General features: G+C 57.2%; 25 protein-coding genes and 2 tRNA genes. 12 read left to right on the top strand and 15 right to left on the bottom strand.

Annotated elements, in window-relative coordinates:
- Positions 1–73 precede the first annotated feature (73 nt).
- Both ACR0EN_RS19290 and hmgA read left to right on the top strand, forming a co-directional pair.
- A tRNA-Leu gene (locus ACR0EN_RS19290) sits at positions 74–160 on the top strand.
- A gap of 310 nt (positions 161–470) precedes the next feature.
- A complete protein-coding gene (gene hmgA / locus ACR0EN_RS19285; RefSeq protein ID WP_370644329.1) occupies positions 471–1,832 on the top strand; it encodes a homogentisate 1,2-dioxygenase in 1,362 nt (453 codons plus the stop codon).
- An 88-nt stretch (positions 1,833–1,920) separates the two neighbouring features.
- Here hmgA and ACR0EN_RS19280 read toward each other — a convergent pair.
- Positions 1,921–1,997, bottom strand: a tRNA-Arg gene (locus ACR0EN_RS19280).
- A 114-nt stretch (positions 1,998–2,111) separates the two neighbouring features.
- On the opposite strand from ACR0EN_RS19280, the gene ACR0EN_RS19275 reads away from it, so the two are divergent.
- Positions 2,112–3,137, top strand: coding sequence for a LacI family DNA-binding transcriptional regulator (locus ACR0EN_RS19275; protein WP_170399205.1), 1,026 nt, complete (start codon positions 2,112–2,114; stop codon positions 3,135–3,137).
- A gap of 6 nt (positions 3,138–3,143) precedes the next feature.
- Positions 3,144–4,358 (top strand): DNA glycosylase AlkZ-like family protein, encoded by a 1,215-nt coding sequence (locus tag ACR0EN_RS19270; RefSeq protein ID WP_170819239.1) that lies wholly within the window; start codon positions 3,144–3,146, stop codon positions 4,356–4,358.
- On the opposite strand, the gene ACR0EN_RS19265 is transcribed toward ACR0EN_RS19270, so the two are convergent.
- Entirely contained in the window at positions 4,351–5,265 is a 915-nt protein-coding gene (locus tag ACR0EN_RS19265) for a helix-turn-helix transcriptional regulator (RefSeq protein ID WP_170649075.1), read from the bottom strand. The two genes, ACR0EN_RS19270 and ACR0EN_RS19265, sit on opposite strands and share 8 nt — an antisense overlap.
- A gap of 163 nt (positions 5,266–5,428) precedes the next feature.
- The gene (gene hpaR, locus ACR0EN_RS19260) at positions 5,429–5,863 is read right to left on the bottom strand and encodes a homoprotocatechuate degradation operon regulator HpaR (protein ID WP_170648971.1); all 435 of its coding nucleotides are present in this window, start codon (positions 5,861–5,863) and stop codon (positions 5,429–5,431) included.
- Between the two features lie 127 nt (positions 5,864–5,990).
- Between hpaR and ACR0EN_RS19255 the strand changes: the two genes are divergently transcribed.
- Positions 5,991–7,400 (top strand): pyridoxal-dependent decarboxylase, encoded by a 1,410-nt coding sequence (locus ACR0EN_RS19255; protein ID WP_170819240.1) that lies wholly within the window; start codon positions 5,991–5,993, stop codon positions 7,398–7,400.
- Here the strand turns inward: ACR0EN_RS19255 and ACR0EN_RS19250 are convergent.
- Positions 7,397–8,539: a DUF3095 domain-containing protein gene (locus ACR0EN_RS19250; protein WP_480588320.1), complete on the bottom strand. Its 1,143-nt coding sequence runs from the start codon at positions 8,537–8,539 to the stop codon at positions 7,397–7,399. The two genes, ACR0EN_RS19255 and ACR0EN_RS19250, sit on opposite strands and share 4 nt — an antisense overlap.
- A 145-nt stretch (positions 8,540–8,684) precedes the next feature.
- Between ACR0EN_RS19250 and ACR0EN_RS19245 the strand changes: the two genes are divergently transcribed.
- The 3 genes from ACR0EN_RS19245 (at position 8,685) to ACR0EN_RS19235 (ending at position 12,043) form a co-directional block, all read left to right on the top strand.
- On the top strand, positions 8,685–9,857 hold the full coding sequence (locus tag ACR0EN_RS19245; protein WP_170819280.1) for an MFS transporter: 1,173 nt from the start codon (positions 8,685–8,687) through the stop codon (positions 9,855–9,857).
- 15 nt (positions 9,858–9,872) lie between these two features.
- The gene (locus tag ACR0EN_RS19240; RefSeq protein WP_480588318.1) at positions 9,873–10,907 is read left to right on the top strand and encodes a glycosyltransferase family 4 protein; all 1,035 of its coding nucleotides are present in this window, start codon (positions 9,873–9,875) and stop codon (positions 10,905–10,907) included.
- A gap of 113 nt (positions 10,908–11,020) precedes the next feature.
- Positions 11,021–12,043, top strand: a complete 1,023-nt coding sequence (locus ACR0EN_RS19235) for an aspartate-semialdehyde dehydrogenase (RefSeq protein ID WP_170627016.1) — start codon at positions 11,021–11,023, stop codon at positions 12,041–12,043.
- Positions 12,044–12,186: 143 nt separating this feature from the next.
- Here the strand turns inward: ACR0EN_RS19235 and ACR0EN_RS19230 are convergent, their stop codons facing one another.
- The 3 genes from ACR0EN_RS19230 to ACR0EN_RS19220 form a co-directional block, all read right to left on the bottom strand.
- Positions 12,187–12,879, bottom strand: a complete 693-nt coding sequence (locus ACR0EN_RS19230) for a M48 family metalloprotease (RefSeq protein ID WP_480588348.1) — start codon at positions 12,877–12,879, stop codon at positions 12,187–12,189.
- A 401-nt stretch (positions 12,880–13,280) separates the two neighbouring features.
- A complete protein-coding gene (locus ACR0EN_RS19225; RefSeq protein WP_170819244.1) occupies positions 13,281–13,817 on the bottom strand; it encodes an SRPBCC family protein in 537 nt (178 codons plus the stop codon).
- 86 nt (positions 13,818–13,903) lie between these two features.
- Positions 13,904–14,383, bottom strand: coding sequence for a phosphoribosyl-AMP cyclohydrolase (locus ACR0EN_RS19220; protein ID WP_170399250.1), 480 nt, complete (start codon positions 14,381–14,383; stop codon positions 13,904–13,906).
- Between ACR0EN_RS19220 and ACR0EN_RS19215 the strand changes: the two genes are divergently transcribed.
- The 4 genes from ACR0EN_RS19215 to ACR0EN_RS19200 all read left to right on the top strand — a co-directional run bounded on the left by ACR0EN_RS19215 (position 14,382) and on the right by ACR0EN_RS19200 (position 17,168).
- The gene (locus ACR0EN_RS19215) at positions 14,382–14,570 is read left to right on the top strand and encodes a hypothetical protein (RefSeq protein WP_170627010.1); all 189 of its coding nucleotides are present in this window, start codon (positions 14,382–14,384) and stop codon (positions 14,568–14,570) included. The two genes, ACR0EN_RS19220 and ACR0EN_RS19215, sit on opposite strands and share 2 nt — an antisense overlap.
- A 27-nt stretch (positions 14,571–14,597) precedes the next feature.
- On the top strand, positions 14,598–14,987 hold the full coding sequence (locus tag ACR0EN_RS19210; protein WP_170399254.1) for a hypothetical protein: 390 nt from the start codon (positions 14,598–14,600) through the stop codon (positions 14,985–14,987).
- Between the two features lie 64 nt (positions 14,988–15,051).
- Positions 15,052–16,434 (top strand): M17 family metallopeptidase, encoded by a 1,383-nt coding sequence (locus tag ACR0EN_RS19205; RefSeq protein WP_170819245.1) that lies wholly within the window; start codon positions 15,052–15,054, stop codon positions 16,432–16,434.
- Entirely contained in the window at positions 16,431–17,168 is a 738-nt protein-coding gene (locus ACR0EN_RS19200) for an NlpC/P60 family protein (protein WP_170819246.1), read from the top strand. The genes ACR0EN_RS19205 and ACR0EN_RS19200 overlap by 4 nt, the downstream gene beginning before the upstream one ends.
- On the opposite strand, the gene ACR0EN_RS19195 is transcribed toward ACR0EN_RS19200, so the two are convergent.
- The 8 genes from ACR0EN_RS19195 to ACR0EN_RS19160 form a co-directional block, all read right to left on the bottom strand.
- A complete protein-coding gene (locus tag ACR0EN_RS19195) occupies positions 17,165–17,515 on the bottom strand; it encodes a DUF2794 domain-containing protein (protein ID WP_170399260.1) in 351 nt (116 codons plus the stop codon). The genes ACR0EN_RS19200 and ACR0EN_RS19195 overlap by 4 nt on opposite strands.
- A 78-nt stretch (positions 17,516–17,593) precedes the next feature.
- A complete protein-coding gene (locus ACR0EN_RS19190; protein WP_170627006.1) occupies positions 17,594–19,258 on the bottom strand; it encodes an ABC transporter permease in 1,665 nt (554 codons plus the stop codon).
- Positions 19,259–19,364: 106 nt separating this feature from the next.
- Positions 19,365–20,582: a phenylacetate--CoA ligase family protein gene (locus ACR0EN_RS19185; RefSeq protein ID WP_480588314.1), complete on the bottom strand. Its 1,218-nt coding sequence runs from the start codon at positions 20,580–20,582 to the stop codon at positions 19,365–19,367.
- A gap of 19 nt (positions 20,583–20,601) precedes the next feature.
- Positions 20,602–21,435, bottom strand: coding sequence for an ABC transporter ATP-binding protein (locus tag ACR0EN_RS19180; protein WP_170399269.1), 834 nt, complete (start codon positions 21,433–21,435; stop codon positions 20,602–20,604).
- Positions 21,436–21,507: 72 nt separating this feature from the next.
- Positions 21,508–22,791 carry an ABC transporter substrate-binding protein gene (locus ACR0EN_RS19175; RefSeq protein ID WP_170627002.1) on the bottom strand — a complete coding sequence of 428 codons (1,284 nt, stop codon included), beginning with the start codon at positions 22,789–22,791 and terminating at the stop codon, positions 21,508–21,510.
- 73 nt (positions 22,792–22,864) lie between these two features.
- Positions 22,865–23,941, bottom strand: coding sequence for a branched-chain amino acid ABC transporter permease (locus ACR0EN_RS19170; protein WP_170408765.1), 1,077 nt, complete (start codon positions 23,939–23,941; stop codon positions 22,865–22,867).
- Positions 23,942–23,944: 3 nt separating this feature from the next.
- Positions 23,945–24,202, bottom strand: coding sequence for a hypothetical protein (locus tag ACR0EN_RS19165; protein ID WP_170819247.1), 258 nt, complete (start codon positions 24,200–24,202; stop codon positions 23,945–23,947).
- Between the two features lie 3 nt (positions 24,203–24,205).
- Positions 24,206–25,192, bottom strand: a complete 987-nt coding sequence (locus ACR0EN_RS19160; RefSeq protein ID WP_170408767.1) for a branched-chain amino acid ABC transporter permease — start codon at positions 25,190–25,192, stop codon at positions 24,206–24,208.
- Positions 25,193–25,216 lie beyond the last annotated feature (24 nt).

The raw sequence follows: 25,216 nt of genomic DNA, 5'->3' as shown, positions 1-25,216 counted from the left end.
AAACTTTCAAAAACACCCCCGAATCTGGTTGACGCCCACTGCCAGTCAGCTTAAACGCCCCTCCACGACACCTGCCCAGGTGGCGGAATTGGTAGACGCGCTAGCTTCAGGTGCTAGTGTCCGTATGGACGTGGAGGTTCGAGTCCTCTCCTGGGCACCAAAATCTCCATAAAATTTGAACCCCTGGCACTTCCGGTCACTTGACCGATGTACAATCAGGCTGGTTTGGCCTGTCTGAGTCAATTTCTTTGTTTGACCCCGAGAATCGACCCGTAGCTACCGGAATTAACAATCTCTGTTGCACTACCTTTTGCCAGTCGAAGAAGGACATGGTGCAAGGCTATGGCAATTTCCTGCAAATCAAACTCATCTTTTTTGAAGATACCTTCCCGTCGCGCTTGTTAGTTACAAAGTCAACTATTACCACACCCATTAAATTCGATCGTATCTGTCCGGAAGGAACGTGCAAAATGAATGAGCTGACCAAGAATGAACGCATGACAGTTGCCCCATCCTTGAAAGGGCCGCACGAAGGGTACATGCCGGGCTTTGGCAACGATTACGAAACCGAAGCGCTTCCTGATGCTCTGCCCCAGGGTATGAACAGCCCGCAGAAATGCAATTACGGCCTCTATGGAGAGCAGCTTTCAGGCACTGCGTTTACGGCACCCTCGCACCAGAACGAGCGCACCTGGTGCTATCGTATTCGCCCGTCAGTAAAGCATTCACATCGCTATGAAAAAATCGATGTTCCCTATTGGAAATCAGCGCCCAATGTCGATCCTGACGTTGTCAGCTTGGGACAGTACCGCTGGGACCCGGTGCCCCATACCGGTGAACAGACAACCTGGGTCACGGGCATGCACACCATGACCACTGCCGGGGATGTGAACACTCAGGTCGGGATGGCCAGCCATATCTATATGGTGAATACTTCGATGCAGGATGATTACTTCTTCTCGGCTGACTCCGAGCTGCTGGTGGTGCCGCAAGAGGGCGTTCTGAGATTCTACACCGAATTAGGGATCATCGACCTTGAACCCAAGGAAATCGCTATCATTCCACGCGGCCTTGTCTACCGGGTCGAAGTTGTGGAAGGCCCTGCGCGCGGGTTCGTGTGCGAAAACTACGGCCAGAAATTCGAACTGCCTGGCCGCGGCCCGATCGGCGCCAACTGCATGGCCAACCCGCGTGATTTCAAAGCACCGGTCGCGGCGTTTGAGGACCGCGAAGTGCCCTCAACCGTGACCGTCAAATGGTGCGGTCAGTTTCACCAGACCAAAATCGGGCACAGCCCGCTGGACGTGGTGGCGTGGCACGGCAACTATGCACCCGTCAAATACGACCTGCGTACATATTGCCCGGTCGGAGCCATCCTGTTCGATCATCCGGATCCGTCGATTTTCACCGTTCTAACCGCACCTTCAGGCCAGCCCGGCACCGCAAATATCGACTTTGTTCTGTTCCGCGAGCGCTGGATGGTCATGGAAGATACCTTCCGTCCGCCCTGGTACCACAAGAACATCATGTCCGAACTGATGGGCAATATTTACGGCCAATATGATGCGAAACCGCAGGGCTTTATTCCCGGCGGTATGAGCCTGCACAATATGATGCTGCCCCACGGCCCGGATCGCGAAGCCTTTGAAAAAGCATCGAATTCAAACCTGGGGCCAGACAAGCTGGAGAACACCATGTCCTTCATGTTCGAAACCCGCTTTCCGCAGCATCTCACAGCGTTCGCCGCCAATGAGGCACCACTGCAGGACGATTACATCGACTGTTGGAGCGACATCGAAAAGAAATTCGACGGCACACCCGGCAAGAAGTGACGAGGGTATAATTCCTTCGTCTCCCAAAGGGCAGAGATTTAGAACGCTTGATCTGTAACGCATTTAAGCGGGTACGTTCAGAAAAGCTTGGCGACCCCGGCAGGATTCGAACCTGCAACCTGCCCCTTAGGAGGGGGCTGCTCTATCCAGTTGAGCCACGGGGCCGCGCGTCGTTTTCTCTAGCGGGGTTTTTTCAGATTGTCATGGGCTTTGCACAACAGTTGAACAATTCGCCCTGTTCACGCTACCATCGGCCAAACAAACAATGCAGGTATCTCGGTGACAACAGAAACAAAACGCCCGCTTACCCTTCGTGATGTCTCGGAAGCGTCCGGAGTATCCGAAATGACCGTTAGCCGGGTGCTACGTAATCGCGGGGATGTGTCGGATGCCACCCGTACCCGTGTTTTGGCCGCCGCAAAAGAGCTGGGATATGTGCCCAACAAGATCGCGGGAGCATTGGCGTCAAGCCGGGTGAATCTGGTCGCTGTGATCATCCCGTCATTGTCAAATATGGTCTTCCCCGAAGTTCTAACCGGTATCAATCAGGTGCTGGAAGATACTGAACTGCAGCCGGTGGTTGGCGTCACGGACTATCTGCCAGAAAAAGAAGAAAAAGTGCTGTACGAGATGCTATCGTGGCGGCCCTCAGGCGTGATCATTGCCGGACTGGAGCATACCGAAGCCGCGCGCGCTATGCTGGATTCAGCTGGCATACCGGTGGTCGAGATCATGGATACTGATGGCAAACCGGTGGATGCGATGGTGGGAATCTCTCACCGCCGCGCCGGGCGCGAAATGGCGCAGGCAATCCTGAAGGCGGGCTATGAGCATATCGGGTTTATGGGCACCAAGATGCCGTTAGACCACCGTGCCCGTAAACGGTTCGAAGGCTTCACCGAAGTATTGGGCAAGCACGGGATCGAGATTGAGGACCGTGAATTTTATTCGGGTGGCTCAGCGCTGGCCAAGGGGCGCGAGATGACACAAGCGATGCTGGAACGCTCGCCCGAGTTGGATTTTCTGTATTATTCCAACGATATGATCGGCGCGGGTGGGCTGCTGTATTTGCTGGACCAAGGGATCGATGTGCCCGGTCAGATCGGATTGGCCGGATTCAACAACGTAGAGCTGCTGCAGGGACTACCACGCAAGCTGGCCACCATGGATGCCTGCCGGACCGAGATTGGGCGCACCGCGGCCGAGATCATTGCGGCGAAGCTGGCCGATCCGGATTCCGAGGTTGAAACCCGCGTTACCCTAACCCCCAAGATCAGCTACGGCGACACGCTGAAACGGCGATAACGCCAGATGGCGCAGCAACGTCTGGACAACCGCGCGGCGCGGGCGCTGTTCATGGATCGGCACGCGCTTTTGGAACAGCCTACTGGAAGTTCCAAAGGCGATGACTTGTTACAGCTGATCCATCGTTTAGGGTTTGTCCAGCTCGACAGTATCAACACCGTCGCCCGCGCGCATGACATGATCCTATATGCGCGTAAGCCCAGCTATCGTTCGCGCTACCTCAAGCAGCTCTACGAACGCGACCGCGCGCTGTTTGAGCATTGGACGCACGATGCGGCGGTGATCCCAATGGAATTCTATCGCCATTGGCATCTGCGGTTCCTGCGCGATGCCGACATGTTGAAAGCCCGCTGGAAGAACTGGCGGCGTGACGGGTTTGAGCAAAAGTTCGAAACCGTCCTACAACATATCCGCGACCATGGTCCGGTTGGCTCGTCCGATGTCGGAAAAGACGAGAAAAAGGGATCTGGCGGTTGGTGGGACTGGCATCCATCCAAGACCGCGCTGGAATATCTCTGGCGATCCGGCGCGCTGACCGTGGTTGGACGCGATGGGTTTCAGAAACGCTATGACCTGACAGAGCGGGTTATAGAAACTCAACTTTGCCCCGGCAATTTGCATTGCGACGCAAATGAAACTGTGGATTGGTTGTGTAACGCCGCACTCGACCGGCTGGGGTTCGCCACATCGGGAGAGCTTGCCGCGTTCTGGGATACGGTAAGCGCTGCCGAGGCAAAATCCTGGTGCCAACAGGCTCTAACACAGGGTGAAATCGAAGAGATCTGCGTCGAATGCGCAGACGGGCGGGAACGAAAAGTGTTCGCCCGCACCGGTCTATGTGAACACGCTACAGAGCTGCCCGATGCGCCGGGCCGGATCAGAGTTCTCAGCCCTTTTGACCCTATGTTGCGTGACCGGAACCGGGCCGAGCGGTTGTTCGGATTCCACTATCGGATCGAGGTGTTCGTACCCGAACCCAAGCGTACCTACGGCTATTATGTCTTTCCGTTGCTTGAAGGGCACCGGTTGATCGGACGCATCGACATGAAGGCCCAGCGAGACCGTGGACTGTTGCAAGTCCGATCCGTATGGCCAGAACGGTCGGTGCGTTGGTCTGACGCAAGAACCCGCCGCCTGCAGGCCGAATTGGACCGGGTACGGCGATTTGCGGAACTGGAAGGGGTGGAATTTGAAAAGGATTGGCTGAAAGATCCTAAATAGAACCCAATTTTTCGATCAGGAAACCTTGTTCCTCAATCAGTAGGCGCAGCTCGTTCAGCGAAACATGGGGCGCCCTGCCCGATGTATCCAGCTGCGCATTTGCCCGCCCATACAAAGCCTCGCGACTGGCCAATATGTTCTTGAGCTGCTCCATCGCCTTGGGATTTCCAGCCATCGGGCGTTCGTCGCCTTGGGCGCGCACGCGGTCCATATGCTCGGTCGGTGACGCGCGCAGCCAGATGGTGTGAAACCGGCCAAGCAGGGTCGCATAGGTCGAAGGCTCTGATACGATCCCGCCCGCGACTGCCAGCACGACCCGATCATGCTCTGCAATCACCCGATCCAGCGCCTGCGCTTCCAGATTGCGATACCCTTCTTGCCCGTAGAACGCCATCACTTCAGACATGGGCATGCCGGCCATCTCTTCAATCATGGCTGTGAGTTCAACAAACGGCAGTCTTTGTGCGGCAGCCAGCATAGCGCCAAGAGTTGACTTACCCGCTCCGCGTAATCCAATCAGACAAACCCGATGCGCACGTGCATCCTCATCTGGGTGTGGTTGCAATGCACGCCTGACACTATCTTTGACATCGTCGCTGGCTTGTCGGAAAAGCTCAACTATCTGCAAAGCATCCGAATCCCACGGATCATCTTCACCAATCAACCATTCGGCTTTGTAATCCAGTGCCTGTGCGACACGGTGCAACACGCCGATCGAGATGTTGCCCTCACCCGCCTCAAGCTGCGCCAAATAGCGTGGGGAAACGCCCGAGTTCTCAGACAGGATCCGGCGCGGGATGCCTCGCATTTGACGCGCCCGGCGTACACGCGCGCCCACTCGCTCGCTCAAATCCTGCTTTGCAATATGTGCAGGCGGTGCCGGTTCTGGCGGTTTGGGCCCATCCATCTGCATTGAACCGTTTGTTAAAGGTAAGGATGAGGCTACGACGCGAACCATCTACGGGCAACGAATATTACCTTCTCCGCCCACAATGCTTATCGTTTGGGGCCCTGAACGAGGTCTGAACGACGACAAGCAGTTTGGTTAGAGCCTGTTCTGAGCATTGCGCTCAGCCTTCCAGCTGGTGAAGCTCTACCAGAAGGTCCAGCAACTTCTCGTGCTGCTCTGCCCCGAGCAAAGAGCGGGTGTATTCCGCCAGCTCCAACATTTCCGCCAGATTTGCGTCGATAATTTGCAACCCATTCTCGCTGATTTCGACAATCTGTCGGCGGCGGTCTTTGGTATCCGGCCGCCTCATGATCAGCTTGCTGTCTTCGAGCTTTTTCAGAATGCGCGTCAGGCTGGGCAACAAGAGGCAGGCGCGCTCGGCGATCTGAGTAGGCTCCTGAGGTCCTTCTTCCTGCAAAACGCGCAGAACGCGCCATTGTTGCTCGGTGACGCCAGCATCCGTTAGCACACCACGAATAGGCCCCATCACCTTTTCCCGAGCGCGCAACAACGCTATCGGCAATGATCGGGACGTCTGTGGTAAGTTCTTTGACATATGGAATTTTCGCGCAATTCCAAATATTTCGCAATAGAATGTTGGTTGTGTTTGAGTTTCGTTTACTGGACTTTACTTAACTTGTTTAGCATATGATACTGACAAAAAGGCTACCGAGGCGGATAAGATGAAATGGAATGAATTCTCCGATTGGGGCAAGAAGGTTGCCGAGTGGACGCAAGACTATCACCTGACGGTGGGCGACAAGCCCGTGCGCGCCCGGACCGAGCCGGGCGATATCCTGAACGCTCTGCCCGCGCATCCCCCTGAGCAGGGCGAGCCGATCGAGGACATCTTTCATGATTTCGAACAAATCGTGATGCCCGGCATTACCCATTGGCAACACCCTCGGTTCTTCGCCTACTTCAATTCGAACGCCTCGGCCCCGTCTGTTCTGGCCGAGTTCCTGGCCAGCGCCATCGCGCCGCAATGTATGCTGTGGCAGACCTCGCCCGCCGCAACCGAGATGGAAACACGAATGATGGACTGGCTGCGCGAAGCGCTGGACCTGCCCAAAGGTTTTGCCGGGGTCATTCAGGATTCGGCGTCATCTGCGACATTGGCGGCTGTGCTGACCATGCGCGAGAAGGCGATGAACTGGCAGGGCAACACGCTGGGGCTGTTCGGTCAAAAGCCACTGCGCATTTATTGCTCTTCCGAGGTTCATACCTCAATCGACCGCGCCATCTGGGTTGCGGGGATTGGACAGGACAATCTGGTGCGCATCCCCGTGCAAGGTGATTGGCGTGGAATGAACCCCGATGCGCTTGAAGCAGCGATTCAATTAGATTTAGAGTCTGGTTTCCACCCGGCGGGCGTGATCCTTTGTGTTGGAGGGACCGGAACCGGGGCAACTGATCCAGTGGATCACTGCCTGGCGATCGCACAGAAATACGGCCTTTATACCCATGTCGATGCAGCCTGGGCGGGGTCGGCGATGATCTGCCCCGAATATCGTCACTACTGGCCGGGGATCGATCAGGCCGACAGCATTGTATTCAATCCCCATAAGTGGCTGGGCGTGCAATTCGATTGCTGTGCGCATTTCCTGAAAAACCCCGATGATCTGGTCCGCACGCTTGCGATCAGCCCGGAATATCTGAAAACCCACGGCAAGGACGGGATCATCAATTACTCGGAATGGTCGGTGCCATTGGGACGTCGGTTCCGCGCGCTGAAACTGTGGTTCGTCATCCGCACCTATGGGCTGGAGGGGTTGCGCGAACGGCTGCGGAATCACGTCAATTGGTCGCGCGCACTGCATGATCGTCTAGAAACAGAACCGGATTTTCGGATCGTGACGCCTCCAATGTGGTCTCTTTGGACCTTCCGATACGAGCCGGATGGGGCCGACGATCTGGATGATCTGAACCTGCGGCTGGTGAATGCAATCAATGATGATGGGCGGATCTACCTGACACAGACCCGCGTGGATGGCGATCTGGTCATCCGCTTTCAGGCCGGTCAGTTTGAAACCACAGAACAGGACGTGATGATGGCCTATGACGTGATCACTGAAATCGCTCGAGGGCTTTAGGCCCTCATTGACGCTGCAGCCTGCGCGTATCCCCCCGAGGCCCCGTCAACAAAATGCACATGGTCGTCGCGCATGGCCGAGGGAACAAAGCAGGTCATCATCGCCTCTTGCTGGGCGTGCATTCCATATCTGATTTTGCCTTTTTTTTGCGCGTCGTCCAGCATCTGAGTGAGCTGTTCCAACGTGCTCGAGTCACAATCCAGCGTCATTTTCAGACCGTCATCAAACTTTCGGAAATCAGCGTTGCGACTGACCATCTCTTTGTAATGCTTGGGTTCGAATTGACCCAGGCGCATCCCGGTTTTGAACAACAAGCCGATCAACATATTCCCGATCATCAAGCGTGTTTTCTGCATCAGAAGATTCCGACCTGCGCGTGAGACATGGGCGTCGATATCGACGCCGGGCGGAGGGAAACTCATCGGAGGTCCTTTGGCCGGAACCGGGTGACCGGCGCGTTCTAGCCCTTCGGCGACGGACAGGATGGATTGGGTCAGGGCGGCGAATTCAGCCTCATTAGACTCTGATGTAGGCTGAATAACCAGTGAAACGATCTGACCAACCCTCGCTGGACTGTTGGACCAACGACAAGATAGGCCGGTCAGATCGGGCTGCGCGTCAGGTCCGGCTGGTTGCACAACACGTTGCCCGGATTTCATCTGAGCCTCGGCCCAGGCCAGTCCCCCGCCGGTAAACATCGCATAGTCAACGCCGGTGGAAGGCGCAAAGCGAGCAACACGCAGATCACGTCGAGCGGCGCGGATGTCGGCCACCGAAACCAGCGCCGCGCGCAGAGTGATGGCGAATTCCGTTTCGGCCCAGCTTTGCAATGTTGCCAGCGTATCCCGCGCGATCTCGGCATCCTCACCCGATACGGCGAATCCAGCACCATCACCACCGAAGACATACGGAAATATGCGCCCACCCAGCGCATTGATCATGCCTGAAATCACGGCCGCCCCCACCATGTTGACGGTCTTGTACCGGCCCCGCGCGATTTCACCGGTCGAATTTACGATATCGGCGACGCCCAGAACCCATGTCTCTGGCAAAGGTGTGAACTGCGCGGGGTCACTGAGGCTGAGGAAATTGTCCGAAATGGGGACGGAGTCATAAAATACAGAGTCTGAGAGGGTCATAACACACTCGGGAAATCCAAAATCTGCCGTGATGATAGCTCAATTGTGAAGAATGTCCGCCCCAATCGATTCAATCATGGCACTTGTGCCGATCAACGCGGCGTGCAAAGCATCGGGGCGGGGCAGCCAGACAATAGGTCAAGAAATGCAGGCAGGTTTGGTGATCTTGTGTCTGGCCTATGTACTCAGCCAGTTTTTCCGCGCTTTTCTGGCAGTTTTGACTACCGATCTGGGACGCGATATCGGCGCAACACCCGAAGACCTCGCCTTTGCTTCAGGTCTTTGGTTTCTAATCTTTGCGGCGATGCAGATTCCGGTGGGCTGGGCACTGGACCGCGTCGGTCCTCGGCGCAGTTCTGCGGTGCTGCTACTAATCGGCGGGGCTGGCGGGGCTGGCCTGTTCGCGGTCGCAACGACCCCGTTCCATGTGGCGCTCGCCATGGCGCTGATCGGGGTAGGATGCTCGCCGGTTCTGATGGCATCCTACTACATCTTCGCACGAGAGTTTCCGCCCGCCAAATTCGCCACGCTCGCCGCCGTGATGCTGGGCGTAGGGTCTGTCGGCAATCTGGTCGCCTCATACCCCACGGCGCTGGCGGTCGAGCTGATGGGCTGGCGCGCTACGCTGGCCGGTCTGGCGATCATCTCTGCCGCAGTGGCTGCGGGGATCTGGCTGACGGTACGTGACCCTAGAAAGGTCGAAACCGAGCAAAAAGGATCACTTCTGGACCTGCTGAAAGAACCTGCGCTGTGGACCATTCTGCCGCTCATGCTTGTGTCTTATGCGCCATCGGGTGCGATCCGAGGGCTTTGGGCCGGGCCGTATTTGAATGACGTGTTCGGGCTCAGCACCGCTCAGATCGGGACGGCAACGTTGATCATGGGGGCCGCGATGATCGCGGGAACCTTCGCCTATGGGCCGCTGGACCGTATGCTGGGCACCCGGAAATGGGTGATCCTGGGCGGTAACGTGTTAGGGGCCACGACGCTCGGCCTTTTGTGCCTGTGGGTCGACAGCGGCGTTTGGGTCTCGGTGCTGCTGTTGGCAGTGATCGGCTTTCTGGGCGCCAGTTTTCCGGTGATCATGGCCCATGGCCGGGCCTTCGTGCCGCCGCATCTGGTCGGGCGGGGCGTGACCCTGCTGAACCTTTTTGGCGTCGGCGGCGTCGGCCTGGCGCAATTTGCCACCGGGCGCATCCATGCGGCCAGCGCTGGGATCAGCCCCTCAGCACCTTATACGGCGATCTTCGGCTTTTTCGCGGTCACCCTTGCCATTGGCTGCGTGATCTATCTATTCAGTCGGGACAGCGTGGACTGAAACCGGAGACCGCCCGTGCAGGACATTGAGGTGATTGCACCCAATCTGAAGCATTCCCTGTCGGGCGTGACAACGACGGTGATCCGACTGCTGCCAATCCAGCAGAAAATGATCGGCATCCGTGCCACCGGCCCGGGTCTACCTGATGATTTGCCGCATATCAGACTCTGGAAACTTTTGTTTCTGTCCAATCGAAAACGCGTCTGGCATGCACGCCGGAATACCGAGATGTTGATGGGTCTGGTCTTGCGTTCGGTGCTTCGACGCAACTACAAACTCCTATTCACCTCAGCCGCGCAACGTGATCATTCCGGGTTCACCAAGCGGCTGATTTCGAAAATGGACGCGTTGATCGCGACGACGCCTCAGGCCGCTTCCTTTCTGGAGCATCCCGCTACTGTCATCATGCATGGCGTCAACACCAAGCTGTTTCACCCAGCCGAGGACAAAAGCGCCCTGCGCCAAAAACTTGGCCTGCCAGACGGGCTGCTGATTGGGTGTTTTGGCCGTATCCGCCCTCAGAAAGGGGTCGACTTGCTGGTCGAAGCCGCCCTGAACGTGCTGCCCAACCACCCCGATGCGCATGTGATCTTCACCGGGCGTACCACCAACGAATTTGAGGCTTTTCAGGCTGAGCAGGAGCAAAAGCTGCAGGATGCCGGGCTGGGCGACCGCGTTCATTTTCTGGGTGAGCGTCCTTGGGATGAGATTGTCGAGACCTATCGCGCGCTCGATCTGTTCGTTGCGCCCGCACGGCACGAAGGTTTCGGCCTTACACCGCTTGAAGCGATGGCCTCGGGCGTTCCAGCCATAGCCAGTCACGGGGTCGGCGCGTTCAGTGCGCAAATCAAGGATGGTGAGACCGGAAGACTGGTCGAGAAAGACAATGCCCCTGCACTGGCCGACGCGCTGGAGGATATGGTGCAGGACCGCGCCGCGCTGGCCGCTGCGGGACTAGCCGCGCGCGCCCATGTCGAGCAGAATTTTCGAATCGAAGGCGAAGCGAGGGCGATTGTCGAGGTTTATCGATCCTTGCTGAAACAACCCTGAACGGTACTGAACTGTGTCAAATCGGTGTGACGGGGTGAAATAAGCCGAAACCCCTCTTTTTTCTTTGCCGCAACGCGGCTATGAACGCGCGTCCTTAACTTTGGAGACATGAAATGGGCTATCGCGTCGTAGTCGTCGGCGCCACGGGCAACGTGGGCCGCGAAATGCTGAACATCCTGGCGGAACGCCAGTTCCCTGTCGATGAACTTGCTGCTCTGGCAAGCCGTCGTTCGCTGGGTACTGAGGTGACATTTGGCGACAAGACGCTCACTACCAAAGATCTGGACACATTCGATTTCACTGGTTGGGACATGGCGCTGTTTGCCGTGGGTTCCGAGGCCACAAAGGTTTACGCCCCCAAGGCGGCAGCGGCTGGCTGCGTGGTGATCGATAACAGCTCGCTCTATCGCTATGACCCGGACATTCCGCTGATCGTGCCGGAATGTAACCCCGAGGCGATCCACGACTACAAGAACAAGAACATCATCGCCAACCCCAACTGCTCGACCGCGCAGATGGTGGTCGCGCTGAAGCCGCTGCATGACCGTGCACGCATTAAGCGCGTGGTTGTCTCGACCTATCAATCGGTATCGGGTGCCGGTAAAGAAGGCATGGACGAGCTTTGGGATCAGACCAAGGCCATCTATAATCCCACGACCGAGGTCGAGCCGAAGAAATTCCAGAAGCAGATCGCTTTCAACGTGATTCCGCAGATCGACGTCTTCATGGAAGACGGCTCGACCAAAGAAGAGTGGAAGATGGTTGTTGAGACCAAAAAGATCGTCGACCCGTCGATCAAGGTCACCGCAACCTGCGTCCGCGTTCCGGTCTTCGTCGGCCACTCCGAGGCCGTGAATATCGAGTTCGAGGAATTCCTGGACGAAGACGAAGCCCGCGACATCCTGCGCGAAGCACCGGGCATCATGGTGATCGACAAGCGCGAAGCGGGCGGCTACGTCTCGCCCATCGAATGCGCGGGTGACTTCGCCACCTTCATCAGCCGCATCCGTCAGGATTCGACGGTTGAGAATGGCATCAACCTGTGGTGCGTATCGGACAACCTGCGCAAAGGCGCGGCATTGAACGCTGTTCAAATTGCAGAATTGCTGGGCCGTGAAGTTCTGAAGAAGGCGTAACCTTCGCCAGTTGGTTATGACTCTATTAAACCCCGCTGCACCGCCAGTGGGGTTTATTATTTTGTGGACGGGCAGAGATGGCAAAATTGCGGGACAAAGCCGCCCTGTGCATGCGTTGCCATTGCCTATCCAGCACCAGTTGGTCAGCCACCGATCTGGGACATTGTCGCTTTTACCGCATGGTATCTTTGAGAGTTTGGGGGATGCGTCCCTAGAAAGCGATCACCAGGATCAGGAACTCGTGCGAAGTACAGCGCACCTTTGAGTGGATCATAACCCGCTTTGTAGGCTATTACCGTGCCTAGTCGATCAGCCTCCAATTCAAAGTTTTTTGAATAGCTGCGCCCACCAACAAAGGCTCCAATGTCTTGTGCTGCGGCAATGTCATTCGGCCCTGACCCCGCAATTGTTGCTAGACCGGCCAAAAGCACCGCACCAGCCGCCGCATTTTGGGCCTGTCGCGCCAAATGCCCTTGAATGTGGTGAGCGGCCTCATGCGCCATAACAAATGCAAGTTCGTCAGTGTTGTTTACATTCCGTATCAGCGCTTGAGTCATTGTGATAACGGGGCGCCCCGACTTGCTTAAACTCTGATACGCGTTTGAGGGTGCTTTTTTGTCTGGATCAATGCGGATCAAAAAATCACAATTCACATTCGTAGTGCGGCGGCGGCATTCGCGTTCTGCCACAGGTTCTATTCGTGAGGCGACCTGACGGAACCTTATTTGTGCCTGTTGTGAACTGACGGGCGCGCTCGCGCGACCGGGGTTTGGAATAGGTGCTGATGGAGGAGTGGTGGTTGAAGCGCATCCCGCTAATGCCAAAACAGATAACATCAATACCGTTCGCCTCATAAACACACCTTTCCAAATGTTCAGAACATCAAAATCGAATCTGTGGCTTTCGAGAAACCAACTTGCACATTCGAACCTACGGTCTTCACGATTTGATATTCAATAACAGACGGGTTGTCGGTGGTCGCCCCGATTAAGCTGTCGTCAAAATGGTAGGCACTACAAATGGCATTGAAGCGAAGGACCAAACGATCCACGCCCCGTTCTGTATGGGCTTGAACCGAGTTGAACACCGCATCAGCGGAGGTTATTTGCGCTGCACGATGGCTTGATCCCAGCCTCCTGCGCGGCAAAGGGACTGCTATGGGCGCACGTACATTTCAACAATCGTTTCTGGTATGGCCTCAAAGCAGTCATCAGAGAGATGCCTCCTGCCTGATCCTTCACCCCTGTCCCTCAACCAGCGTCTTCAAATTCTCCAACCCGCGCTCGTAATCTCCGCCGACCCAATTGTCCATCATTAGGCCCATCCAGCGGGACATGGGGTTCATACCAAGGTCGGATACGAATCCCCAGGTAACCTGTGTGCCTGATCCTTCTGGCCGCAAATGGAACGAGGCGGTGGCTGTCCCCATCGGGCCAAAATCCAGTGCAGTTTGCACAGACTGATCCGTGGTGCTCTCGGTGATTTCCTGCGAGCCGATTCCCACCTGCGGGTTGTCCGAGGCCCAGTTCAGCGTGTTTCCGACGCCCGCTTCCGGGCCACTATAGCTCAGCTTGGTTTCGGGGTCTCGGGACAGCCAGGGGGACCATTTCTCGGTCTCCTGCATCGAATTCACATAGGGAAAGATCGCCGAGGCTGGTGCGTCGATTGTGATGCTGCGGGACACTTCGGCTTTTCCGGGGAGCAGATAAGACACTCCGACAAGCGCCAGAATGATCACCAGTAGGGTGACGAGAATACGTTTGATCAATTTCATGAGTTCGATCCGATTCTGAAAACATCATCGGAAACATATCAAAAAATCGACGTAATTTCAGAGGCCCGATCGTATGACCCGCAGGATCAGGCCGGTGGCTGGTAAGGCAGCGACGAATGGTGCAGCACGATGCGAAGCACTCCGTCAGCGTCTTTTTTGTAGCCGAAGCTTTTGTCGACTTGCGTGATGTTACCTTGGCTATCCGTCAGAATGACCTTGCCCATCCACATGGCGACATCGCCTTCGACGAAGCTGGCCGATGTCTCACTTGCCATTTCGCGCCAACCCTTGATTCCGAAACCGCCATCAAGTGGAAATTCGGCATCGTGACCGACAAAATAGGCCAGTGCACCGTGGCGAGTCGGGCGAAAGGTTTGATCTCCGGATGCCATAGTTGGTTTGAACAGGACCGGACCCAGATTATAGCCGTATGCCGCATCCAGAACACCCTCGGCAACGGAACGGGCCGCATCGATCCCACCGTCTTCAAAAGCTTTGGAGATCGCAATCAACCCATCGCCCCAGGCGGTACGGGCAGCGGCCAGCTCGTCAGTGGTAATCGGCATGATCCTGTCCTTCTCTGTCCGGTTTCTATGGTACTGGCAGCAAGTGAGCGTCAACGCAAGAGGTGTGACCGGACTCTCGCCCGGTTTTGCCCACAGAACAGCGTGGAAGCCTGAATTCTCAGAAAATTCGACCCATTCTTTTGAACCGGTGCAAGGTTTTGCAAAGTATTTTGCCGCCAATCTCTGACTGTGCCGTGGGGGCATTTCAATTGGGGTGAATGTGGTGGACAAGATTATCACACTGGAACAGAAGGAACCCGTGCGTCTGGACCCGGACCGCCTGAGCAGCCTGTACAATCAGCTCGGCGACACCAACGCCATGGACGTGCTGTGCCGCACGGTTGAAGAACTGGCGTTGCGGCTGTCGAATTGTGAACGGTTTTGGCGGCAACGCGATTGGGCCGGGCTGCGCAAATGCGCAAAATCTCTCGTAGCCATATCCGAGCAAATCGGCATGACAGCACTGGCACGTGTGGCAGGCGATGTAGCCTGTACTGTCGACGCTGGCGATGCGGTCGCGACAGGGGCGACTCTGAGCCGCCTGATCCGTGTGGGTGAGCGATCGCTGACTGCCGTCTGGGACCAGCAAGATCTATCTGTCTGAGAAGGGGTTGCGAGTGCGCCGCAGACAGATAGTCTGGGCGAAAATCCAACCAGCCGAGACACGCATGACCCTGTCCTTCGCCCCTGCCTCCGACCCATCGCTGCCACTACATGTGTTAGAGCAATCAGATTTTGAAAGCTGGCTGGCCGATCAGCCGGATCATATCCGAGCTTGGGTTGCGGCCGATGGGTTTTCCGGAGCTCTGGGTCAAACACTTCTGGTGCCCGGCACAGATGGTAATCCGCAGTTTGCCATGGCGGGATATGGCAGCGCGGCAAAACGGGTACGCAAGCGATTTCCGCTAGCCGCTGCCGCAGAATCGCTGCCCAAGGGCACCTATCATATCGCCTCGGGCGTTCCCGCAGATGTGCTTGAGGCTGAATGCCTGGGCTGGCTGATGACGGGATATGCCTTTGATCGCTATGCAGCGCAAAGCCCGGCTAACGCCACGCTGATCGCGCCCGAGGGCGTAGATGCCCGGCGGATCGAAATCATGGCCAATGCCGAGGCATTGACACGGGATCTGGTCAACACACCCGCTTCGGACATGGGCCCGGTGCAATTACAACACGCGGTTGAGGCACTGGCACGGGAACACGGCGCAGACATCTCGGTCATCACAGGCGATGCGTTGCTGGAACAGAATTTTCCGATGATCCACGCGGTGGGGCGTGCTGCCGAACAGGCCCCGCGTCTGATCGAGATGAACTGGGGCGATCAAGGGCCAAAACTAACATTAGTTGGGAAAGGGGTCTGTTTCGATACCGGCGGCCTGAATCTGAAACCCGGTGCTTCGATGGGGTTGATGAAAAAAGATATGGGTGGAGCGGCCAATGTGCTGAGTCTGGCCCGTATGATAATGGCGCTGGATCTGAAAGTGCAATTACGGGTCCTGATCCCGGCGGTCGAAAACGCAGTAGCGGGCAATGCTTTCCGCCCCGGCGACATCCTGACGGCGCGTAATGGGCTAACTGTTGAGATCAACAACACTGATGCCGAGGGTCGGTTGGTGCTGGCCGATGCCCTTACTCTGGCGCATGAAGGGGCACCAAACCTGCTCATCTCGATGGCCACTTTGACTGGCGCGGCCCGGGTTGCATTGGGCGCTGATCTGGCCCCGTTTTATACCGATGACGACAAAGCCGCCGACGTGCTGGCGCGTGCTGGCTGGACTGCCGCTGATCCGGTCTGGCGTATGCCTTTTCATGACCCCTATGAAGCGATGATCGAACCCGGCATCGCTAACCTCGACAATGCGCCTTCTGGTGGATTTGCAGGCTCTATCACCGCGGCGCTGTTCCTGCGCCGGTTCGCTGCCGAAAGTCGCTATATGCATTTTGACATCTATTCGTGGCAACGCAGTAAGGAACCCGGTCGTAGCAAGGGTGGTTTGGGCCAAGGCCCGCGTGCCCTTCTGGGTGCTTTGCCAGAGATCCTTGGCCTATGACTCAGGCGCGCATCATTCAACCGGTCATAGACCTGCTGCGCCACCCTGACGGTCCGCGCGACCGGCAATTGTTGTTCGGCGACACGGTCACTGTTTTGGACGACCAAAACGGCTGGAGCAAGATCTCGGCCAGCAAGGACGGCTATACCGGATGGGTGGCGACGGACCATCTGGGACCAATTGAGCCACAGACTCACTGGATCGTCGCCGCTTCGACCCATGCCTATGAGAAGCCCGATATTAAAAGCCGCGATCTGACCTCGCTGAGCTTTGGAAGCAAAATCAGGGCTCTGTCTGAGGAGAGCGGGTTTCTGGAAACGCCAATCGGGTTCATTCCGGGGGTGCATGCCGTGCCCGCCTATTCCCTGCTGACCGATCCCGTTACCGCGGCCGAACTTTTTCTCGGCACCCCTTATCTTTGGGGTGGTAACAGTCGATTCGGGCTGGATTGCTCGGGCCTCGTGCAGCTCGCACTGCTCGCCTGCGGCGTTCCTTGTCCCGGAGACAGCGGCGATCAGGAACGCGAAGTTGGTGGATCGGTGCCCGAGGGCGATCCCGCACGGCGCGGAGACTTGCTGTTCTGGAAAGGCCATGTTGCCTGGGTTGCCGCCGAAAACCTTCTACTTCACGCCAACGCCTATCACATGGCCGTTGCGCTCGAACCGATGGATCAGGCGATTGCCCGGATCGCCGCCCAGGGCGACGGGCCGGTTACAGCGCATAAAAGGCTCTAATCCAGGTCAACCGCACGGATAAGCTTGCGTTCCAGAACCCTCAGAACCGCGCGCAGATCGTGCCCGCGCTTCAAAATACGCCCATCCATGCCGACCACGGAATACATGCCCTGACGTAGCCGCAGGCGCGGGTGCTTCTCGACCCTGTAGATGGGATGTTCCGCCGTGCGCCGAAAAATCGAAAATACCGCCATATCCCGCAGGTTCGAGATTCCGTAGTCGCGCCATTCACCGGCAGCAACCATTCGGCCATAAACAGACAGGATTTGAGACATCTCGCGCCGGTCAAACGCGACCGGCATCTGGGCAGAGCCGGACCCGAACCGGCTGGGAGGCTGCATGTTCATATGACAAGCCTTGCCGGAAATCGCCGTCGAATCAAGCCCACTGGCATCAAGGTGTTGTATTTTTGGATCGCCCGCCCGCTATCTGCGCCCAACCTGACGGCAAATCAGGATCACCGGCAGCAACCCGACAGCCAGAATAACCAGCGACGGAACCGCTGCACCTTCAAGCCTCTCATCCGAGGCCAGACGATAGGCCTGCACTGCTAGCGTGTCGAAGTTAAAAGGCCGCATGATCAGGGTCGCGGGCAGCTCTTTCATCACATCCACAAAGACAATCAACAGTGCCGTTAGCAGCGAAGGCGTAAGGATCGGCAGATGCACCCGGCGCAGCGTTCCTAACGGGGTTTGACCCAGCGACCGCGCGGCGGCATCCATATTGGCGTGAACCGTACTCTGCCCACCCTCATAGGCGCTGAGCGCGGCGGCCAGAAAGCGCACCATATAGGCCGCGATCAGCAACCAGATGGATCCCGTGACCAGCAATCCGGTCGAGATATCAAAGGTCTGGCGCATCCACGCATCCAGTGCGTTGTCGAATCCCGCAAAGGGGACGATCAGCCCCACGGCTATCACGCCACCCGGCACCGCATAACCCAACCGCGCCACATAAGCCGCCATTGCGGCCCCGCGTCCGGGGCGCAGGCGTTGGAAGAATCCTATCGAAATCGCCGCGCTGACGGTGATAACCGCCGCAGTCCCCGCCAGTGTCAGCGAGTTCTGTATGAACCCGATATATCGGCGCGACAGCAGGTTCTGCTCGGATTCCAACCCCATCTGCACCAGGATAACCACAGGCAGAAGGAATCCGAACAGGACGGGAATTGCGCATAGCAGAAATGCCGCAAGTGATTGCCATCCCTTGAGTTGCGCCGCTGGCAGACCTGCGTGGCGCTTGCCTGCCTGATAGTATTTGGCTTTGCCGCGCTGTGTCCGCTCGGCCACGGCCATGACAAGCGCAAAACCCAACAGACAAAGGGCGAGTTGCGCCGCAGCAGCGCGATCAGCCATGGAAAACCAGCTTGTGTAGATGCCAGTGGCAAAAGTCTGCACTCCGAAATAGGCGACTGTGCCGAAATCGGCGATGGTTTCCATAACCGCCAGCAAGACGCCCCCCGCAATCGCCGGGCGTGCCATCGGCAGGGATACGCGCCAAAAGGCATGCCAAGGGCCGTTGCCCAGCGCCCGGGCCGCCAGAAAGGCCGTGGCGCTTTGCTGCAGAAACGCCGCGCGCGCCAGCAAATAGACATAGGGATACAACACCAGGATCAACATCACCGCCGCACCCTCGGTCGAGCGAATCTCGGGGAACCAATAGTCGCGCGGGCCCCAGCCGGTCACATCCCGCAGCGTGGTCTGAACGATTCCGGGGTGATCCAGAATGAAGGTATAGGCATAGGCCAGCACATAAGCCGGAAAGGCCAGCGGCAGGACCAGAGCGATTTCCAGCCACCGCACTCCGGGAAAGCGGGTCATCGTGACCAGCCACGCAGCGCCGACGCCAATCGAAAACGTCCCTGCTGCGACCAGCACCACCAGGATCACCGTGGTCAGCGCATAGCCAGGCAAAACAGTCTCTAACAAATGGGAAATTGTGTCGGTGCCACCGGTCACCGCCGCCAGAACAACCGCCACCATTGGCAACAGACAGGCGGCTGCCACGACATAGGCAATGCCGCCCACAAAGCGTGTGCCTAGTGCGCCGCGATTATGTGTTCCGTGTTCTGAATATTCGACTTCGGCCATGGCGTCTGACTGAGAATCCCGTAGGGTCTGCCTTTAATCGACTAAAACTCTAAGAAACACCAGTGGGCGGACTAACAAAAACTGCGGCAATGTTCGCCGCAGATCCCTATTCATAAACGCGCTGATCCTCGATCACCAAGCCATCTTTTGGTAATGAGCCCGGCGCCACAACTTCAATCGCGCCTTTCAGTTTCAGGACTTCGACCACCGATTTTGCATAGGCACCATCGTTCTCGCAGGGGCTTTCGATCTGAACGGTCATGGTATCCATCTCGCCCTGTCGCGCCGCAATGACACGCGCCTTGACGATTTCATCATGCTTGTCGACCAGCGCGGCCACCTGTTCGGGGCGGACGAACATGCCCTTGATCTTGGTGGTCTGATCGGCGCGACCCATCCAGCCTTTGATACGCATATTTGTGCGCCCGCACGGAGACTCTCCGGGCATGATCGCCGACAGATCACCGGTGGCAAATCGGATCAACGGGTAATCGGGGTTCAGCGTGGTCACAATCACCTCACCTACTTCACCAGGTGCAACCGGGGTTCCTGTGCCGGGGGTGACGATCTCAACGATCACGTGTTCGTCGATGATCATACCCTCCATCGCAGGGCTTTCATAAGCTATGTTGCCCAGATCAGCGGTCGCGTAGCATTGCAGGCAGACGATGCCCCGATCGGCGTAATCTTGTCGTAGGCTTGGAAACAGCGCCCCGCCACCCACAACGGCCTTGGAAAATTTCAGCGCGACGCCCATGGCTTCGGCTTTATCCAGAATGACTTTCAGATAGTCAGGCGTTCCTGCATATGCGGTGCAACCCACATCGCGCGCAGCTGTCACCTGCAACTCGGTCTGACCTGTACCTGCAGGCAGGACCGACGCGCCAACAGCCTGCGCGCCGCTTTCAAAGATCATGCCCGCAGGGGTGAGGTGATAGCCAAAACAGTTCTGAACGATATCGCCCGGACCAACCCCGGCTGCATTCAGGAACCGGCCCATGCGCCACCAGTCGTGATCAGTGCTGCCGGGTTCATAGATTGGCCCCGGAGATTGAAAGACATGCTGGAAATTCCGCGCCGGTTTGACGGTGAACCCTCCAAACGGAGGCCGGGTGCCCTGCGCCTTTGTCAGATCGGATTTTCGCAGAACCGGCAGTTGTGCCAGCGCCTGCATGTCTGTCACTGTGCCGGCGTCCACGTTGGACAGGATGCCGGCATATCCGGGCGCTTTTTGCGCGCGGGCAATCTGTTCTGGCAAGGCGCGCGCGTGATCAGCGGTGCGCTCGTCAGCGGATCGGGTTTCAAGCTTATCAAAATAGGTCATTGAAATATCCTCCACCCGCTTACAGCCATCTCTTGCGGCGGCGGTATGAGCGCACGTCTCGAAAGCTCTTGCGGCCTTCGTCAGACATGCCGAGATAAAATTCCTTTACGTCCGGGTTTTCGCGCAATTCAGCGGCGGGGCCGTCCATCACCACGCGGCCAGATTCCAGAATATAACCGTAATGAGCAAACCTTAGAGCCACATTTGTGTTCTGCTCAGCCAGCAGGAAGGACACGCCTTCCTTCTCATTCAGGTCCCTTACGATGCCAAAAATCTCTTCGACAAGTTGCGGGGCTAGACCCATTGAGGGTTCATCAAGAAGGATGGTCTCGGGGCGCGACATCAGAGCCCTGCCCATCGCAACCATCTGCTGCTCACCGCCCGAAGTATAACCGGCCTGACTACGACGGCGTTCCTTCAAGCGTGGGAAGTAATTGTAAACCAGTTCAAGGTCCTGCTGGATCGCGGCAGACCCGTCCTTCCGGGTATAGGCACCGGTCAGCAGATTTTCCTCGACTGTGAGGTGTTCGAAACAGTGGCGGCCTTCCATGACTTGAATGACGCCCTTCTCAACCAAGGCAGCCGGGTCGCTTTCATGCACGCCCTCGCCGCGATATTTAATCGAGCCTTTGGTGACCTCGCCCCGTTCCGAATGCAGCAAGTTCGACACGGCCTTCAATGTGGTTGTCTTGCCCGCACCATTGCCACCCAGGAGGGCTGTGATGCCGCCCTTGGGCACAGTCAGGCTGACGCCTTTCAGAACAAGGATCACATGGTTGTAGATCACCTCGATATTGTTGACCTCAAGCAGGGTTTCCGCCTGCACGTCAGTGGTTTGTGCCGCATCCAACATCAGCGCGTGTCCTTGTGCGAGTGTGGGGTTCGGGGCGGCAGCGATCCGCCGCCCCGTTTGGTTCAGAGCACCTTATTCGCAGCGCTGAGAAATATTGTTCTCAGCAGCATATGCGCCCGAGTCTTCGTCGATCAGTGCGTTGATGACCTCAGCGTCAGTCGGTTCGAAGCCCTGAATCGAGTTCCAGGTACCCGCCGCTGCATCCCACTGAACAACGCCGACAAGGCCTGGGCCGCCGTGGTTTTCGCATGAGACCGCGAATTCAGGTCCGAAACCGGCCATACCCAGCGCTTCCATCTTGGCGTTGGTGATCTCCAGCGCCTCCATGCCATCGCGCATCATCGCTGCGTCGATCTCGGCAGTGCCGTGCATCTCTTGCGCGGTTTTCACTGCTTCTGCGGCCAGCATCGCAGCATAGAGGCCGCGGTTGTACTGCACCGTACCCAGTTGATCACCGGCGCCTGCAGCTTTGCCCGCATCGACGACATATTTCTTCAGGTCGTCATAGACAGGATAGTCGTCGCCCAGACCGGTGAAGGTCAGCGCTTTGTAACCGGTGGCCTTATCACCCGCAGGCTCAACATCAAACTCGGCCCCGGACCACCAGACACCGATGAAGTTCTCCATCGGGAAGCGGATATTGGCGGCTTCTTGCACGGCGACCTGGTTCATCACGCCCCAGCCCCACATGATCACATAGTCGGGCTTTTCCCGGCGGATTTGCAGCCACTGCGACTTCTGCTCCTGACCGGGGTGGTCGACCGGCAACAGGGTCAGGTCATAGCCATGTTTTTCAGCCAGTGTTTCCAGCGTACGGATCGGTTCCTTGCCATAGGCCGAGTTGTGATAGACCAGCGCGATCTTCTTGCCGCTCAAGTCGCCACCGTTTTCGTCCAGCAGATAGTTGATCGCGCCCGACGCCCCGTTCCAGTAGTTGGCAGGATAGTTGAACACGTTGCTGAACACCTTACCGTTCGCCGCCGAGGTGCGGCCATAACCCATTGTGTGCAGCGGAATGCCGTCTGCGGTCACTTTAGGGATCAACTGATAGGTGATGCCGGTGGACAGGGGCTGATAGACCAAAGCACCTTCGCCCTTGGTCGATTCATAACATTCCACGCCTTTTTCCGTGTTATATCCGGTCTCGCATTCGATCACGTTGGCCGCAACACCGCCGATACCGCCATCGCGTTCGTTCAGCAGTGTGAAGTAGTCGGCATATCCGTCCGCAAATGGGATACCGCCGGCCGCATAAGGCCCGGTCCGGTAACTGAGCGACGGGAATACGAGGTCGGCCATGACCGGACCTGCGGCCATCACGGCGCCCAGCGCCAGGGTTGCCAGTTTCTTTTTCATCGGGTGTCTCCTCCCTTGGTTGATCCGATGTTGGGTTTCGGGTTTCACACCCGTCTTTTCGTTGGGCCGGTCCTTAGTGCGGGAACGGCCAGAGCCTGAGTTTCTCTTTCGCCACACGCCACAGCTGCGCCAGACCGTGCGGTTCGAGGATCAGGAACATGATGATCAGAGCACCGACGATGACGAGGTTCAGGTGCGCCACGATATCTGTGGGCCAGCCCAGCAGATCGACGCCAAGCAGTTTCAAAACGACTGGCAGCAGCACGAGGAAGGCGGCACCGGCAAAGGACCCAAAAATAGACCCTAATCCGCCGATAATCACCATGAACAGCACCAGGAACGATTTTTGAATGCCGAACACTTCTCCAACCTCGACCGCGCCCAGATAGACCGCAAAGAACAGCGCGCCGGCCACGCCCACGAAGAACGAACTGACAGCAAAGGCGGTCAGCTTGGCCTTGAGCGGGTTCACCCCGATGATCTCGGCCGCGATGTCCATGTCGCGGATTGCCATCCAGGTACGACCAGTGGTGCCGCGGGTCAGGTTACGCGCGATGATCGCGCAGACGGTCAGGAAGATCAGGCAGAACAGATAAGTCGCCCATGCCGGAGCATTCGGGCCGGTGATGATGATCCCAAATACATCCCGTTCCGGTGCATTGATCTGACCCGAAGCCGAATAGTTGTAGAACCACGGCACCCGGTTAAACAGCCACACAAGAAAGAACTGCGCCGCCAGCGTAGCGACTGCTAGATAGAATCCCTTGATCCGCAGAGATGGCAGACCAAACAAAACACCAACAATCGCAGTGATCCCTCCAGCAAGGATCACATGGATGAACATGCTGACATCGGGAAAGGCCGTCATCAGCTTGTAGCAGGCATAGGCCCCCACTGCCATGAACCCGCCGGTGCCCAGCGAGACCTGCCCGCAATAGCCCACCAAAATGTTCAGCCCGATCGCAGCGATGGCATAGATCAGGAATGGCAGAAGCAGCGCATTGGCCCAATAATCGTTGATGATGAACGGAATTATTCCAAACGCCACCGCCAGAACGACATAGTACCGATACCGGTCAAACTTGATCGGGAAAGTCTGGCTGTCGGCGATATATGAGGTTTTGAAATCCCCGGCCTCACGATAGAACATGTCTTACTTTCCCCATTCTTCCTGCGCCCGATTGCGGTCAGCGGCGTCCAGTTGATTGGACCCTTTGGCATATCCGGTGGCCTCGGAAGCGCGCACCAGTTTCATGTAAGCCAGGATGCCCATGACCAGCCCGGCAAAGGCCAGAATTACAGCGATCACAAGTTGGCCCTCGGTCAGATCGCTCGATGTCAGGGCGATGTAGCCGAAGGCCCAAAACCCCGCCCATGCGATCACGTTGATGATGGCAATCAGCTTGGTCACGCCCTACACCCTCTCGATGATCTTCTCGCCGAACAGGCCCTGAGGTCGGAACACGAGGAATATCAGCGCCAATACATAGGCAAACCAGTTCTCAGTCGCACCGCCAACCATTGGGCCGATGGCGAACTCGAACAGTTTCTCACCCACACCGATGATCAGGCCACCGACGATGGCTCCGGGGATCGAGGTGAACCCGCCTAGCATCAGCACCGGCAGCGCCTTCAGCGCGATCAGCGACAGCGAGAACTGAACGCCCGATTTGGTGCCCCACATGATGCCCGCGACCAGCGCCACAAACCCGGCGACCGACCAGACCATGATCCAGATGAAGTTCAGCGAAATCCCGACCGATAGCGCCGCCTGATGGTCATCCGCAACCGCACGCATCGCCCGACCCTGCTTGGTGTACTGGCTGAACGCGACCAGAGCCGCCACCAGAAGTGCTGCGATGATCGTGGCCACGATGTCCAGATTGTCGATGAAGAAACCGTAGTCGAAGATGTTAAAAGTCGTCTCGTCAATCCACAGGTTGATACCCTGCGGCAGACCCACATCCAGCGTCTTGATCTCGGACCCCCACATCAGGTCGGCGACGCCCTCAAGGAAATAGGCCAGACCGATGGTCGCCATGAACAGGATGATCGGTTCCTGTCCGACCAGATGGCGCATCACGAACCGCTGCACGCACCAGGCCAGCAACACCATCACGGCCATGGTTAGAATAATCGCAAGCAACGCGGGCACATTCCAACCAAAATTATAGACGTGCGTGCCGAAAGTCGCGTTGATCAGGTGCGCAAAAGGCACCTGCCCGTTCATGATTCCGACCAGCGTCATCGCCGCAAACAGGGCCATAACCCCTTGGGCATAATTGAAAATCCCCGACGCCTTGTAGATCAACACAAAGCCCAGCGCGACCAGCGCATACAGCACCCCAGCCATCAGACCGTTGAGGATGACCTCCATCGCGAAGATTAATTGTTCAGGCATGCCAGCCCCTCCCCAATTCTGCCC

Source organism: Ruegeria sp. AB7 (genome assembly GCF_056542625.1).
The sequence above is the reverse complement of the archived record's forward strand: the minus strand, read 5'-3'. Positions and strand labels throughout refer to the sequence as shown.